The sequence below is a fragment of the Serratia sp. AS12 genome (assembly GCF_000214195.1).
GTDB lineage: Bacteria > Pseudomonadota > Gammaproteobacteria > Enterobacterales > Enterobacteriaceae > Serratia > Serratia plymuthica.
In genome coordinates, this window is sequence record NC_015566.1 from 4,651,227 (window position 1) to 4,667,153 (window position 15,927).

Genomic DNA, 15,927 nt, shown 5'->3' on the forward strand with positions numbered 1-15,927 from the left:
ACCAGGAGTTCCTGATGAACCGGTTCATCATCGCCGATCCGAAGAAATGCATCGGCTGCCGTACCTGCGAAATCGCCTGCGTCATGGCACACAGCGCCACCCAGGACATTTCGGCGTTGACCGCCGCCACCTTCGCCCCACGGCTACACGTGATTAAAGGCGTTAACGTCAGTACCGCCGTGTTATGCCGCCAGTGTGAAGACGCGCCCTGCGCCAACGTCTGCCCCAACGGCGCCATCAGCCGCCAAAACGGCATGGTGCTGGTGATGCAGGAACGCTGCATCGGCTGCAAAACCTGCGTGGTGGCCTGCCCCTACGGCGCCATGGAAGTGATCACCCGCCCGGTGATCCGCCAGAACGGCGCTCAACTGACGGCCACCAGCGACAAAGCCGAAGCCCACAAATGCGATTTGTGCACCGGTCGCGACGCCGGCCCGGCCTGTATGGAAACCTGCCCCACCAAAGCGTTGCACTGCGTTGACCGCAATTTGTTGCAGGAAATGAACGCCGAGAAACGCCGCCGTGCCGCGCTCGACAACCTGTCGTCTCTGTTTTAGGAGCTGAACCAATGAAAAAAATCACGACCGTCTGCCCTTACTGTGGCGCAGGCTGCAAAATGAAACTGGTGGTGGATAACGGCAAAATCCTTCGCGCAGAAGCCGCCGACGGCGCCACCAATCAGGGCGAACTGTGCCTGAAGGGTTACTATGGCTGGGACTTCCTCAACGACACCAAACTGCTGACGCCGCGCCTGACGCAACCGCTGATCCGCCGCGAAAAAGGCGGCAAGTTTGAAGCGGTCAGTTGGGACGAAGCCATCCGCTACACCGCGCAGCGGCTGAAAGCCATCAAGCAGCAGCACGGCGCACGCGCCATTATGCACACCGGGTCCTCACGCGGTACCGGCAACGAAACCAACTATGTGATGCAGAAGTTCGCCCGCGCGGTGATCGGCAACAATAACGTCGACTGCTGCGCCCGCGTCTGTCACGGCCCGTCGGTAGCCGGTTTGCAAGCCACGCTGGGCAACGGCGCGATGAGCAACTCGATCGGCGATATCGAAAACTCCAAATGTTTACTGATCATCGGCTATAACTGCGCCGACTCGCACCCGATCGTCGCCCGTCGGGTCTTGAAAGCCAAAGAGAAAGGCGCGCAAATCGTGGTCTGCGATCCGCGCCGTATTGAAACCGCACGCATCGCCGATCAGCATCTGCAAATCAACAACGGCTGCAATATGGCGCTGGTTAACGCCTTCGGCCACGTGCTGATCGAAGAAAACCTGTATGACCGCGATTATGTGGCGAAATACACCGAAGGCTTCGATGCCTATCGCCAACAAGTGGCCGATTACGCGCCGGAAACGGTGGAACAGCTGACCGGCGTCAGCGCCCAGCAAATCCGTCAGGCGATGCGCACTTACGCCAGCGCCCCTTCCGCCACCATCATGTGGGGCATGGGCGTCACCCAGTTCGGCCAGGCGGTGGATGTGGTCAAAGGGCTGGCCAGCCTGGCGCTGTTGACCGGTAACCTCGGGCGCGCCAACGTCGGCGTCGGCCCGGTGCGCGGCCAGAACAACGTCCAGGGCGCCTGCGACATGGGCGTGCTGCCAAACGAATTCCCCGGTTATCAATCCGTTACTGACCCCGCAGTCCGCGCCAAATTCGCCGCCGCCTGGGGCATTGACGCCGCCGGAATGGATCCGGATATCGGTTATCGCATCACTGAAGTGCCGCACCTGGTGCACGAAGGCAAAGTGAAAGCCTATTACATCATGGGGGAAGATCCGTTACAGACCGAAGCCGATCTCAGCCTGGTGCGCAGCGCTTTCGATGCGCTTGAGTTTATCGTGGTGCAAGACATCTTCATGACCAAAACCGCCGAACAAGCGGACGTGATCCTGCCATCCACCTCCTGGGGTGAGCACGGTGGCGTGTTCTCGTGCGCCGATCGCGGTTTCCAGCGTTTCGAAAAAGCCATCGAACCGCAGTACAACGTCAAGCGCGACTGGGAAATCATCAGCCTGCTGGCGACCGAACTGGGCTATCCGATGCATTACGAAGACAACCAGCAAATCTGGGATGAAATGCGCGAGCTGTGCCCGCTGTTTTACGGCGCAACCTACGAAAAAATGGGCGAGCTCGGCCACATTCAATGGCCTTGCACCACGCTCGACAGCCCAGGCACGCCGTATTTGTATCAGGGCAATCAATTCACCACCCCGTCCGGCAAGGGGCAGCTGTTCGCCACCACCTGGCGCGCCCCGGCCGAAGTACCGGACGCCGCTTATCCGCTGGTGCTGTGTACGGTGCGTGAAGTCGGCCACTACTCCTGCCGTTCGATGACCGGCAACTGCGCCGCCTTGCAAACGCTGGCGGATGAGCCGGGCTTCGTGCAAATCAACCCGCAAGACGCCGCCGCCCTGGGCATTGGCGATCAGCAACTGGTGTGGGTCGCCTCGCGGCGCGGCAAGGTGATCTCCCGCGCCAACTACAACGAGCGCATTAACCTGGGCGCGGTGTACATGACCTATCAGTGGTGGATTGGCGCCTGCAATGAATTGACGCAGGAAAACCTCGATCCGATATCCAAAACGCCGGAAACCAAGTACTGCGCGGTCAAGCTCGAAGCGATTGGCGATCAAAAATGGGCGGAAAACTACGCCAGCCAAAGCTACAGCGACATGAAAGCCCGCCTGCGCAGGGCGGTGGAAGACGTGATGTGACCGTTAGCCAAACCGGGACGAACCTGTTCGTCCCCTACTTATTGGGTAGGTAAGATGTCCAAGTCACCGTCAGGATTATTGCTTCGCATCAGCGGCAAGGTGCAGGGGGTGGGATTCCGCCCCTTTGTCTGGCAACTGGCGCAGCGCCTCGGCCTGCGTGGCGAAGTCTGGAACGACAGCGCCGGGGTCGAAATTCGGCTGGTACAACCGGTGGATATCGATATATTCCTGCATATGCTGCAGCGCCAGGCGCCGGCGTTGGCCCGGATTGATAATATCGGCCTGCGTCCCTTTACCTGGTTGCAGCCGCCGCAGGACTTTGCCATTCGTCGCAGCCGGCAAAGCCAAATGGACACGCAAGTCATTCCCGACGCCGCAACCTGCCCCGACTGCCTGCGTGAAATGAACGATCCGCACGATCGCCGTTACCGCTATCCCTTCATTAACTGCACGCATTGCGGCCCGCGTTTCACCCTGATTCGCTATATGCCTTACGACCGCCCGGCGACCAGCATGGCGCCGTTCGCACTGTGCCCGCACTGCGCCTGGGAATACCACTCGCCACAGGACCGGCGCTTTCATGCCCAGCCGGTGGCCTGCAGCCAATGCGGGCCGCAGCTTTTCAGCTGCCACGCCGACGGCAAAGCAATCAACCTGGCAGATATGGCGCTGCAACAGGCGGCGGCGCTGTTATGCGCCGGCGAAATCGTCGCCATCAAGGGCGTTGGCGGTTTCCATCTGGCCTGCGACGCCACCGATCAGCACGCGGTGATGCGCCTGCGCAACCGTAAACACCGGCCGGGTAAACCCCTGGCGGTAATGTTGCCGGATGTCAGTTGGCTGGCGCGCTGCACCGGTAGCCACTCGCTGGCGCAACTGAGCGAAATCCTGCTTTCCCCGGCGGCGCCGATCGTCCTGGTACCGCAGCGGCCCCACTCCGCGTTGTGTGATGCCGTTGCGCCGCATCTCGACGAAGTCGGCGTGATGCTGCCGTCCAACCCCCTGCATCATCTCCTGATGCAAGCGGTGCGACGCCCGCTGGTGATGACCTCCGGCAACGCCGCCGGGCGCGCACCGGTGTTAACCAACGCACAGGCCCTGCAGGATCTGGCCGGCATTGCCGATCTGTGGCTGATGCATAACCGCGAGATCCTGCAACGCGCCGATGATTCTGTGCTGCGACAGCAACCGCAAGGCATCGAGATGCTACGCCGTTCTCGCGGTTACGCGCCGGATGCCTTGCCGCTGCCGCCCGGCTTCCCGGTTCAACCGCCGCTGCTGGCGGTCGGTGGCGACAATAAAAATACCTTCTGCCTGGTGCGCGGCGACAAAGCGATCCTCAGCCAGCATGTTGGCAATCTGGCGCAGGAAGACGTTCAACAACAGTGGCAACACGCCATCGCCCATTTCCTGACGCTGTATCACTGCCGGCCGCAGCGCATCGCCACCGATGCGCACCCGGATTATGCCAGCCGCCGCTGGGCGCAATGTCAATCTGTACCCTTGACCGAGGTGCTGCATCATCACGCGCATGTGGCGGCCTGCCTGGCGGAGCACCAGTGGCCGCTCGACGGCGGCGCGGTTATCGGGTTAGCGCTGGACGGCCTGGGATACGGCGAAAACGGCCAGCTGTGGGGCGGCGAATGCTTGTGGGTGGACTACCGCCACTGCCGCTCGCTCGGCGGTTTGCCGGCGGTGGCGCTGCCGGGCGGCGATCGCGCTGCGCAAGAGCCGTGGCGCAACCTGTTGGCGCACTGCGCGCGCTTTGTCGACGGTTGGCAACGGCTGCCGGAAACGCAGTTTTTGCTGCAACAACCGTGGCAGCCGCTGCTGAAAGCGATCGACGCCGGCATCAACGCCCCGCTGGCGTCGTCGTGCGGTCGGTTGTTTGACGCCGCCGCCGCCGCGCTAGGCTGTGCGCCTTTGCAACTCAGTTGGGAAGGCGAAGCGGCCTGCCGGCTGGAAGCGCTGGCGCATCAGGCAACCCATTGCCGCCACCCGCTGCACCTGCAGCTCAAAGACAATTTGCTCGATCTCGCCGCCTTCTGGCCGCAATGGCTTGGCTGGCGCACACCGCCGGCCGAGCGCGCCTGGGCATTTCACGACGCGTTGGCGCAAGGGTTCGCCGCCCTGGCCCAGCATTTTGCCGCGCAGTATGGCATCAAACAGGTGGCGCTGAGCGGCGGCGTGCTGCACAACCGGCTGCTGCGCCAACGGTTGGTGCATCATCTGGCACCGCTGCAGGTACTGCTGCCACAGCGCATCCCCGCAGGCGACGGCGGGCTGGCATTCGGCCAGGCGATGGTCGCCTGTGCGCAACAATCCCCGCTTTCTTCTTCTCTTTCTGACAGGACGCAACATGAATTACCCTGAGTTCTTCCAAAAAAACACCCGCGCCTTCTGGCTGCTGTTGGCGTTGATCGCCGTTAACCTGCTGGCCTGGGCTGCGGCCTTTGCCGCATTTCATCAGCACCCGGCGCTGATGGCCGCCGCGCTGCTGGCTTACAGCTACGGTTTGCGCCACGCGGTGGATGCCGACCACATCGCCGCTATCGACAACGTGACGCGCAAATTGATGCAACAGGGCCAACGGCCGGTTTCCGTCGGCGCATTTTTCTCGCTCGGGCATTCGAGCATCGTGATTCTGGCCTGCGCGGCCATCGCCGCCACCTCGCTGGCGTTCGGCAGCCGCATCGGCTGGCTGCATGACTACGGCTCCACCCTCGGCACGCTGATTTCTTCGCTGTTCCTGCTGGCGATGGCGGTACTCAACGGGCTGATTCTGCGCGATGTTTATCGCACCTTCCGCCGGGTGAAAAGGGGCGAAAAACTGACGGAGGGTACCCTGACGCACCAACACGGTGGCCTGATGACGCGGCTGTTCCGCGTGACCTTCAATACCGTGAATAAAAGCTGGCATATGTATCTGGTGGGATTTTTGTTTGGGCTGGGGTTCGATACCGCCACCGAAGTTGGCCTGCTGGGCATTTCCGCCGCCGGAGCCGGCTCCGGCATGTCAGTCTGGTCGATCATGATCTTCCCGCTGCTGTTCGCCAGCGGTATGGCGTTGGTGGATTCGCTGGATAATTTCGTCATGATTGGCGCTTACGGCTGGGCGTTCAACCAACCGGTGCGCAAGCTGTATTACAACATGACCATCACCGCCACCAGCGTGGCGATTGCGGTGTTGATTGGTGGCCTGGAAGGATTGGGGCTGCTGGCCGAAAAATTGAACCTGCACGGTGCCGTTTGGGATGGCATTGCGCTGCTCAATGACAACATGGGCAGCGTCGGCTACGCCGCTATTGCGCTGTTTGTCTTGTTCTGGGTGCTGTCGGCGGTCAACTACCGGCGTAAAAACTATGACGCGCTGGCGGTTTAATCATTGTTTATATCTTGATTGTCAGACGTCTATTTTTTGCGAATACAACGAGGTTATACCCAAAATAATTGGCGTTGCATCTCGGCGGCAAGGCCGTTCATCCCCGGGAGCTTGGTAAACTAAGTGACTGGGGTGCTCATATTCGTCTGTAAACGTGCCGACAAAGCGAAAAAACCTCCTTTTTATCACGTCAAAGGAGGTGTTCCAGAGCAGAACCAATATCACGAAGCTTGCGATGACAAGCGGTGCGTATCTTAATAAATAACCACACATAATAAAAATGCAATATTGCGTTCTGACCATGCGGAAATTCACCTTTTAAAGAATAAAAGTTTTTTTAAAGATGAATTGCCGGGCGTTTATATAAATGCAAACAATAAAAGCCATAACCCGTATTTAAAGTGTAAGGAATGCGTAAATCTTATATTTATGGAAAATAATAAGGCTGATAAGTATATGCGTGATTCTGTTGTGCTCGCTAACTGACGGCGGCAACATCTGAACATTTAGCGTTGTACGGGATAATCCAAAAGACTGAAGATGGCGGCTCCCCTTTGGCAAGTTAGCTTGCTCTACCGGTGGAGCCTTGAACAGCAGATCAACGTTCCTGGTGAGGCCCTGGTGAGGCGCAATAGGAATAGGTTACGAGCAGGGTCTACCGTTATTTATGCGTGTATTACGCTATTGTTCGCCCTGTTACGTTCAATATAACCGCAGGTATGCCTGACGGGAACGGGTGAAAAGCACCCTTGTAATACATTATGAAAAGTGATAGTTAAACTAGTTGGGCGGATTTCATTTAATTTCAACGCAAATTATTACTAAGGGAAAGTATATTACTGCCATGAATATCAATGTGACGGACCAGCCAAATCCACAGGACGAAGAGTACGTTATCGACAACCTTTGGGCCCACAACGAAAATTATCAACCCGTAGACATCCACCCGCTGTTTCTGACCGTTACCGATGATGCCGGTAAAATCGTCGCCGGATTGGTGGCCAGAACCTGGTGGGGCGGCCTTGAAGTACAGTATCTCTGGGTCAGCGATGCCCATCGTAAAAGCGGTTATGGCCGCCAATTGATGGAAAAAGCGGAAGAAGAAGCCCGTCAACGGGGATGCCACATGGCTTATGTCGATACGTTCGACTTCCAGGCCAGAGGCTTTTACGAAAAATTGGGTTATCAGGTCTACGGCAATTTAGGCGGCTATGCCAAAAAGCATACGCGTCATTACCTGGCGAAAGAAATTTAACCCAATTTTAATCGGTGAGGTCAGAATGGATTCGCCCGATAAAAATAATGAATTTTATTTGAAGGGTCTTATTGCCATGATGGAGCACTTGAGTGATCCCTGGGGCATTAAGGATCTGGAATCCCGTCATATCTATATGAACCATGCCGCCTACCTCTATACCAATACGCCGTTGAGTTTCGATATATCCGGAAAACGGGACGACGAGTTTCCCGCCGACTGGGCCGACTGCGCAGACGACTTTATAGAACACGACAAGATGACAGAAATGTCGCGGGATCGGGTTGCCGTAATAGAAACGCATTATTGGTACGGGAAAGACAGCCTGACACCTTTTATCAGCGAAAAACTGCCCATTTACAATGATAAAAAACAGGTCTTCGGGGTGATGTGGAATGCCAAACCGCTTAACACGCTATCCCCGCTAAAATACATCAACCAGCAAAAACCCAGCGTGCTGACCACAGAAGTGAACAGTACTGTTTTCACCCAAGCCGAGCTCGACGTTATATTTTTAATGCTGCAAAGGCTGTCGGTGAAAGAGATCGCCAAAATATATAACATCAGCACTAAAACGATAGAAAATAGAATATATAACATCTATCAGAAATCTGACGTCCATACGCTGCAACAGTTTGAGGAGTTTTGCAAGTATGCGCGTCTGGACAGCTATATTCCCGATCGCCTGATAGCAAAAGGCATCCAGTTTATCTGAACAGCAAGGAATACCTTATCGTGATCAAGATTGAAGACTATCCGTTAACGCGGGTACCGCAGGATAAAAGAGTCTCCTTTTTAAGCGTGGCCATCGTGCATATGGGCATGCTGACCGCGCTGGACCAGTTTATGCTTGGGGCGGTGCTCGGCCACTCCATGACGCTGTTTGATGCGTTCACCGCCATTTTCATCGGCAGCCTGATATTTGGCGTAGTGACCTACGGCCTTGGGCTGGCGGGCATGCGCGAAGGGATCTCCGGCAGCCTGCTGGCCCGCTGGTGCGGTTTCGGCCGCCTGGGCTCGGTGTTGATCGGGGTGGTGGTGGCCATTAGCCTGCTGGGCTGGTTTGGCATACAAAACGCCATCTTCGCCAAATCGCTGGATTTCGCCCTGGGCAATAAACTGGGCTTTGGCCTGGCCGCCGGCCTGTCCGGCACCCTGTTGACGATTCTGGTGGCGTTTGGCTTCAAGGCATTGCGCATTGCCGCCCGAATTGCGGTTCCGATGTTCATCATGCTGGTGGCCTATATTTCCATCACCGTCCTCTCCGGCCATAACCTGCAGGAGATCATCCAGTTGGTGCCGCCGGGAGAGCCGCTGACCATCAGCGCCGGCATCACCATCGTGGTCGGCGGCGCCATCGTGGCGAGCCTGATGACCCCCGATCTGACCCGTTATTCCAAAAACGGCAAACATGTTTTTGGCGTGACCATTTTCACCATCGTCGCCGGTGAGTTCGTGGTCAATGGCCTGGCGATCCTGATCGCCAAAACGCTAGGTACGGCGGATGTGGTGACCATCATGTCTCAGGCCGCCGGCGGCGCAGGCCTGCTGGTCGTGGTGTTCTCCACCCTAAGGGTTAACGATCTCAACCTGTATTCGTCCTCGCTCGGCATCGTCAACGCCGTCGAAGGCATGACCGGCAAAAGGCTCAAGTACACCGCCACCACGCTGGTTATCGGCGTACTGGGCACCACGCTTTCCGTGCTGGGGATCCTGGACCGCTTCGTCGATTTCCTGACGGTGCTGGGCGTGGTTTTCCCGCCGATTATCGGCATCATGCTGGTGGATTATTATCTGCTGCGCACCCACCGCAAAATTCTGGATGAGAGCCGACAGGCAGGCAAATTACCCGACCAAACGCCAACCATTGGCTGGACGGCGATTATCGCCAGTATTGTGGGCGGCATCGTTGGGCTGGTTACCGAGTGGGGCGTGCCAACAATCAATTCACTGTTGGTCGCCAGTCTCTTATATTGGGTATTCAAATTGGCGCTAGGCCGTTATCAGAAGCCGGTACCCTCACAAAAACTGACGTAATCCGGTCTGCCCGAATCATACCAACACTCCCCGCTTGCGGGGAGTGAGGAGAACCCCGAATGATCACCTGCACCCTAAGATATGTTTTAGACCCGTATAAAATCGCCGAATTTGAGCAATACGCCCGTTTATGGATCCCCTTGGTCAATCGCATGGGCGGCACTCACCACGGTTATTTTTTGCCGTCGGAAGGCGCCAATAACATCGCGCTGGCATTATTCAGTTTTCCCAGCCTGGCCGCCTACGAGGAATACCGCATAAAAATGGCCGCAGATGCAGAGTGTTGCGCTGCCTATGAGTTGGAAAAACGCAATCGCAGCATCATCAGTTATAAACGGAGCTTTATGCGCCCGGTTCTTTCCGGGCAGGACTAAGCGAAGAGAAAAATAAGGCGGGGTTCGGGCTTTAATGGCCTGAGGCAATAAAATAGATATCGGTCGGCTGGGCAGCCGACTGGCATCTGGAGTTAGGCTAGGTTTAAAACTGCGGTTTTAAAGCTGGAGACGTGCTTGGAATTCCCTGGTGTCAGTTGCTAAAATATTCTTTACTACTCAGAGAGCGGAAAACGCCTCCCCTCTGAGTTTTTATTATAGAAGCCGTTAATGACCTTTTTTTAACTGTTTTGATCATAAAGAAACACTTCAGTATGGATGAACAGTAGCCCACCCAAACCACTCTGGTCAACATAAAAGTGGACATAAAAGTCACTTTTGTGTCCACTTTATCAAAAACTAAACATAACAAATTGATTTAAATATAATTATTTAGATTACCCATCATGCTAATCATGATTAAAGCATCAATTAGGTGAATGAGTTAATTTTATAGCATCTATTTTTAAAGGAGAATCAGGCGCTTATCACCGTAAGGAATGCGTCCGTTGTAGACAATGTCGGTGCGTAGGATATAGTACTGCCCGCGACAATATTGTAAGGAATGCTTATGAAGACCACCAACGCTCAGCGCAAAATCAACATCATTAAAAATATTGAATATCTGATGCGTACCCGGGGCGAAACCAAGGCATCCTTCTCTAACCGCACCGGCCTGACGCGCACTACCCTCTATAAAATTTTGGACGGCCGGGTCAACAATGTGCAACAGGCCACCGTTAACCGGATCTCAGATTTCTTTGGCGTTTCCTGCGAAGAGATCGAGGACTATGATCTGGAAAAACTGGAGCGGCTCAACGAGACACTGTCCACCGAAGGGAATAAAAACCCCTCCGCTATCCCCATCATTCCCCAGTCCCGATATTTATCGGTGGCCGGCTGGAAGGTCGGGCAGTTGGTCACAGCGTTCCCTTTGACTTATTTCTTCGGCGATGAGTCAAATATGGTAGCAATGAAAATAGAAACCGAAATAAAAGGTTCATTTATCCCAGGCGAGGTCATTATTATAAAACGCCCGCCGGTGCTGGTTTGCGATTCGCCTTTATTGTATCACTCGGGAAAAAATGGCTTCTTTGTGGTTAACGGCAAAGAAGATAACGGCATGGAGGATAACGTGCGATTTCTGGGTTATATCGTTGGAGAAAGGCTATAAATGGAATCTAATCAAAAATTTAAACTGCTGGGTTTTACTCGTCATGGCACTCTGGCTGCCAATGTCATGGTATTGGCCACCGGTAAAACCATTACCATGGGGCTGAATGAACTGGCCGACAGCGACATATCGGAAGATCTGAGCCGCCATGAGTTACAAGCGCTCTATCGCAAAATCTACGGCAATAATCAACAGCAAACCGCCTATGAGCTCAGCGATCGTCATGAACGATCCTGGTATGCCTATCTGATCATTACCGTGGCGCTCAGCGTGATTTATATCTTCTCAACCCTGTGCGGCGTCAAACCGATTCAAATCCCCGCATTGAACCTGATTACGCCTCCGGCAATATTTATTTACCCCCTCACCTTTATCCTGGTGGATATTCTGAACGAGTTTTACGGACTGCGGCTGGCCAGACGCACCATTATCATCTCGTTTATGGCCAACCTGATTTTTGTACTGGGCGTCTGGGCGACCACGCTGGTGCCGAGCATTCCGCAGTGGGAATTCAGCAAGACTTATGACGGCATCGTCCACAGCATCATGGCGGTGTTGGTAGCCTCATCCACGGCCTATTTGATCTCCGAGAACGTCAATTCCTATCTGTTGTGCAAAATCAAGGAACTGACCAACTCCCGTTACCTGTTTGTGCGAGTGATCACCAGCACCGTGGTCGCCTCGGCCATCGACAGCGTGGTGTTCTGTACCCTGGCGTTCTACAACGTCCTGAGCTGGGATATCATCAAAACCATGATCTTGTCACAGTTCCTGATCAAGGTAGTCTACGCCCTGGTCGGTGTTGGGCCGATTTACGCCGCCCGCAGCCTGTTTAACCGCTATATCAATACCGATCTTGCAAGGAGCAATAAATATGCATATCAAAAAACAAGATAAAATCACCCATCTTGGCGCCAACTCCGATTACCCGGACCAGTATGCTCCCGAGTTGCTCGAAGCCCTGCCACGCGCACGAGGTCGGGATCTGATCGGCGTAGATGAACAGAACCTGCCGTTCCACGGCTTTGATCTGTGGACCGCCTTCGAGCTGTCCTGGCTCAATGCCAAAGGTAAGCCGGTGGTCGGCATTGGCGAATTCACCTTGCCCTATTCCTCAGCCCACCTGATCGAGTCCAAATCATTCAAGCTGTATCTCAACAGCTTTAACCAGAACCGTTTCGACAGCGTGGAACAGGTCAGCGCCGCGATGCAAAAAGATCTGTCGCAGGCCGCCAACGGTCAGGTCGGGGTGAAGCTGTATCCGGGGTTAGAGGGTTATTCATCGCAGATCGACCGACTGCCGGGCATCAATATTGACGACCTGGATATTGCCGTGGATGACTTTGACTTCAAGCCGGAGTATCTGCACGGTGCCGTCAGCGAACAGGCGGAAAGCGTGACGGAGACGCTGTCCTCCAATCTGCTGAAATCCAACTGTCTGGTCACCAACCAGCCGGATTGGGGTAGCGTGGTGATCCATTATCAGGGCCGGAAAATCGATCGTGAGTGCCTGCTGCGCTACCTGATCTCCTTCCGCCAGCATAATGAGTTCCACGAGCAGTGCGTCGAACGCATTTTCAACGACATCAAGCAACACTGTCGGCCGGAAAAACTCAGCGTATTCGCTCGCTATACCCGCCGTGGCGGTCTGGACATCAATCCGTTCCGCAGTGATTTCGAAACGGCGCCAACCTTGGGCCGGTTGATCAGACAATAAACGCCAGCCCTGTAATGCCCTCACCCGGGGGCATTATTTCCCCCATTCATCTCCTTGTTATTTTTGGCCATTACCGTCGTTAACAACTATCTTCAAACCACACCGCTAAAGGGAGTTAACGACGCATGCCCCATTTTTCACGCAGACAGTTACTGCAGGCTGCCGCCATCGGATCGGCATTTTCACTGCTGCCCGCCTCGATTCGCAAGGCATTGGCCATACCGGCCAATAACCGCACCGGCACGATAAAGGATGTCGAGCATGTGGTGATCCTGATGCAGGAAAACCGCGCCTTCGACCACTACTTCGGCACCCTGCCCGGCGTGCGCGGCTTTAGCGATCGCATCACCATTCCCCTGCTGGAAGGCCGCCACGTCTGGCAACAGCAGGGCGCGGAGCGGCTGGTGTTGCCTTACCATCTGGACAGCAAGCGCGGCAACGCCCAGCGCGTCGATGGCACGCCGCATTCCTGGGTAGATGAGCAGTCGGCCTGGGATCATGGCCGGATGAATGCCTGGCCCACTTATAAAACGCCGACCTCGATGGGGTATTACCGCCGTCCCGAGCTGCCGTTCCAGTTTGCGCTGGCGGAAACCTTCACCCTGTGCGACGCCTATCATTGCTCAATCCACGCGGGCACCAACACCAACCGCCTGTTCCACTGGACCGGCACCAACGGCCCATCGGCGGCCAACGTCGCCGTGGTGGTTAACGAGTGGGACAGTCCCGGCCCAGTCGGCGTCGGCTACGACTGGAAAACCTATCCGGAACGGCTGGAGGAGAGTGGCGTCAGTTGGAAGGTTTACCAATTCCTGCCGGATAACTTCACCGATAACCCGCTGGCGGGTTTTCGCCAGTACCGCGCCGCCAGCGTTAAGGTGGGTAACCCGGCGCAACCGCCGAAAGACTTCACCGCCTTTGTGCCCTACCGCGACGAGTTGAACGACAGCGCGCCGTTGTACAAAGGCAACGGCAATACCCTGCCGGCCGCCGACGGTAACGATCTGGAAGCGATGCTGGCCGGTTTTCGCACCGACGTGCAGCAGGGCAAACTGCCGCAGGTAAGCTGGATAATCGCCCCGGCGGCCTACTCGGAGCACCCCGGGCCTTCCAGCCCGGTGCAGGGTGGCTGGTTTACCCAGGAGATCCTGAATGCGCTGACCGACAACCCCGAGGTATGGAGCAAAACCGTGTTGCTGGTGAATTACGACGAAAACGACGGTTTCTTCGATCACATGCCTTCCCCTTCGGCGCCTTCGCTGCGGGAAGACGGCAGCTTCGCCGGCAAATCTTCAGTGCCGTTCGACACCGAGATATTCCAGCATGTCGCCCCGCCCGGCTCGCAGGAGCAACCGCCGCCGGATGGCCGCATCTATGGCCCCGGGCCTCGCGTGCCGATGCTGATCCTGTCGCCCTGGAGCCGCGGCGGCTGGGTCAATTCGCAGGTATTCGACCACACCTCGGTGCTGCAATTTTTGGAAAAACGTTTTCAGGTGCATGAACCTAACATCAGCGCCTGGCGCCGCGCGGTATGCGGCGATCTCACCTCGGCATTCAACTTTGTCGATCCCAACGGGGAAACCTTGCCCAAGCTGCCGGCCATCACCCGCCACAGCGCCGACCGCCTGCGCATGCACCAGGAACAGCTGCCGCAGGTGCCGTTACCGCCGCCTGGCAGCCAGCAGTTACCGCATCAGCAGCGACTGGCCCGCCCTTCCCGGGCGCTGCCTTACCAGTTGCATGTCGAAGCCAGCGCCTATCCCGAACAAAAGCGACTGACACTCAACCTGTTGAATACCGGTGAGCAGGGCGCGGTGTTTCACGTTTACGACCAGCGGCATCTGGACCAGATCCCGCGTCGTTACACCGTCGAGGCCGGCAAGGCGGTCAGCGATGACTGGCAAACGGCGGACGAGTACCACCTCTGGTTGCTGGGGCCTAACGGCTTCCACCGCGAGCTGCGCGGCACCTTGCAACGGCCGCAGCCGGAAGTGCGTTTGGTTCCACATGACGGCAGCCTGGAACTGGCGCTCAATAACCCCGGCGACCAGGCAGTAACCCTGACTATCGCTCGCTGCCCCTATACGCAAAACGGCCCGTGGCGCATTGAACTGCCGCCGGGCGAAAACCATCGGCAGGCCTTCGATACCCTATCCAGCGGCGGCTGGTATGATCTGGTGCTAGAGAGTGCGCACGGCTGGCAGCGCCGGCTGGCAGGCCGCCTGGAAACCGGCCGGGATAGCGTCAGCGATCCGCTGATGGGCAAAGCCTGAGATATTTGTGGCTGGGCGGTTTACCAAAAATGGGGGTAAAGGTTGTCGGCCCCCCGCAGCAGGGAGGCCGAAAGCGTTCAACTCATCAGAAACGATAGCCAACGCCGATATTGAAGCCGTTGATCGAGAAGTTCCTGCCATTGACATCCAGCCTGGAGCCTTCGTAGCCGACATCAAGCGCCAGATTCTCCATTGGGTTAACCTGGAAACCGACGCCGTACATCAAGGAGGTTTTCTTCTGGTTGCCGCTCTCTTCGCCCATATACTCGTAAGTGTTGTAGGCGTAGTTATTCCAGGATGACGTGTAGTCGACCTTATTATAATTCAAACCCAACAGGCCATAGACGCTGACATATTGGTTAATGCGGTACGCAGGGCCAACCGACAAGGAGTAATATTTAACTTCCGCATGGTTATCTACCCTGTCGCGATATACGTAGTAAGACTCGCTCTGATCGCCGCTCATATAGGTAAATGAGCTGATCACGCTGATCGGGGAATCCCACTCGTAACGGTATTTGAGGTTAACGCCGTTGATATTTTTGAAGTCCTGCACCTTGCTTTGCGCATAACCGGCGCTAAGGGTGCTTTGCCCGGCATGGGCCGCAGCGCTGAGGCCCAGAGTGGAAATAACCATGCTGGCGATAACTAACTTCTTCATCGAATCATCCTTAATAGTAAGTAGAACAAATACAGTGCCAACTCATATGAAACTATGAGTTATTGATGACATGAATGCTTTATTGGAATTTATAAACTCAACAGCTAGCAAACAAGAATAAATAATAACTGACATGAGATAAAAATAAATCAGTCGAACTCGTAAGTTGCGAACCAGCACGCATTAATAGTAATTTCCGCCGCCCAGCAACCCGGTCTTGTAATGGCACTCTTTATCCTATTTCCCCCAGGCTCTTGCCACGCCGTGACGAGAAAAAAGCCCCAGCTCAGGCTAAAATATCCGTAATGGGGCGCGTCAATGGCCAGCAACAG

13 protein-coding genes are annotated in these 15,927 nt (G+C 55.8%); 12 read left to right on the plus strand and 1 reads right to left on the minus strand.

Features of this window, described 5'->3' with window-relative positions:
* Positions 1-14 precede the first annotated feature (14 nt).
* The 12 genes from hydN (at position 15) to SERAS12_RS21615 (ending at position 14,934) form a co-directional block, all read left to right on the plus strand.
* On the plus strand, positions 15-557 hold the full coding sequence (gene hydN / locus SERAS12_RS21560) for an electron transport protein HydN (RefSeq protein WP_013814564.1): 543 nt from the start codon (positions 15-17) through the stop codon (positions 555-557).
* An 11-nt stretch (positions 558-568) separates the two neighbouring features.
* On the plus strand, positions 569-2,725 hold the full coding sequence (gene fdhF, locus SERAS12_RS21565) for a formate dehydrogenase subunit alpha (RefSeq protein WP_013814565.1): 2,157 nt from the start codon (positions 569-571) through the stop codon (positions 2,723-2,725).
* 54 nt (positions 2,726-2,779) lie between these two features.
* The gene (gene hypF / locus SERAS12_RS21570; RefSeq protein WP_013814566.1) at positions 2,780-5,098 is read left to right on the plus strand and encodes a carbamoyltransferase HypF; all 2,319 of its coding nucleotides are present in this window, start codon (positions 2,780-2,782) and stop codon (positions 5,096-5,098) included.
* Positions 5,085-6,107: a HoxN/HupN/NixA family nickel/cobalt transporter gene (locus SERAS12_RS21575; RefSeq protein ID WP_013814567.1), complete on the plus strand. Its 1,023-nt coding sequence runs from the start codon at positions 5,085-5,087 to the stop codon at positions 6,105-6,107. The genes hypF and SERAS12_RS21575 overlap by 14 nt, the downstream gene beginning before the upstream one ends.
* Positions 6,108-6,951: 844 nt before the next feature.
* On the plus strand, positions 6,952-7,362 hold the full coding sequence (locus tag SERAS12_RS21580; protein WP_013814568.1) for a GNAT family N-acetyltransferase: 411 nt from the start codon (positions 6,952-6,954) through the stop codon (positions 7,360-7,362).
* Between the two features lie 25 nt (positions 7,363-7,387).
* Positions 7,388-8,077: a PAS and helix-turn-helix domain-containing protein gene (locus tag SERAS12_RS21585; protein ID WP_013814569.1), complete on the plus strand. Its 690-nt coding sequence runs from the start codon at positions 7,388-7,390 to the stop codon at positions 8,075-8,077.
* A 20-nt stretch (positions 8,078-8,097) separates the two neighbouring features.
* Positions 8,098-9,399 (plus strand): cytosine permease, encoded by a 1,302-nt coding sequence (locus tag SERAS12_RS21590; RefSeq protein WP_013814570.1) that lies wholly within the window; start codon positions 8,098-8,100, stop codon positions 9,397-9,399.
* A 59-nt stretch (positions 9,400-9,458) separates the two neighbouring features.
* Positions 9,459-9,773, plus strand: coding sequence for an NIPSNAP family protein (locus SERAS12_RS21595; RefSeq protein ID WP_013814571.1), 315 nt, complete (start codon positions 9,459-9,461; stop codon positions 9,771-9,773).
* Positions 9,774-10,341: 568 nt separating this feature from the next.
* Complete coding sequence (locus SERAS12_RS21600) at positions 10,342-10,944, plus strand: helix-turn-helix transcriptional regulator (protein WP_013814572.1); 603 nt, start codon at positions 10,342-10,344, stop codon at positions 10,942-10,944.
* A complete protein-coding gene (locus SERAS12_RS21605; RefSeq protein WP_013814573.1) occupies positions 10,945-11,841 on the plus strand; it encodes a queuosine precursor transporter in 897 nt (298 codons plus the stop codon). It begins immediately after the preceding gene.
* The gene (gene queF, locus SERAS12_RS21610; protein ID WP_013814574.1) at positions 11,819-12,661 is read left to right on the plus strand and encodes an NADPH-dependent 7-cyano-7-deazaguanine reductase QueF; all 843 of its coding nucleotides are present in this window, start codon (positions 11,819-11,821) and stop codon (positions 12,659-12,661) included. The genes SERAS12_RS21605 and queF overlap by 23 nt, the downstream gene beginning before the upstream one ends.
* A 125-nt stretch (positions 12,662-12,786) precedes the next feature.
* Positions 12,787-14,934 carry a phosphocholine-specific phospholipase C gene (locus SERAS12_RS21615; RefSeq protein ID WP_013814575.1) on the plus strand — a complete coding sequence of 716 codons (2,148 nt, stop codon included), beginning with the start codon at positions 12,787-12,789 and terminating at the stop codon, positions 14,932-14,934.
* 85 nt (positions 14,935-15,019) lie between these two features.
* Here the strand turns inward: SERAS12_RS21615 and SERAS12_RS21620 are convergent, their stop codons facing one another.
* Positions 15,020-15,595: an Ail/Lom family outer membrane beta-barrel protein gene (locus SERAS12_RS21620; protein WP_013814576.1), complete on the minus strand. Its 576-nt coding sequence runs from the start codon at positions 15,593-15,595 to the stop codon at positions 15,020-15,022.
* Positions 15,596-15,927: the final 332 nt, after the last annotated feature.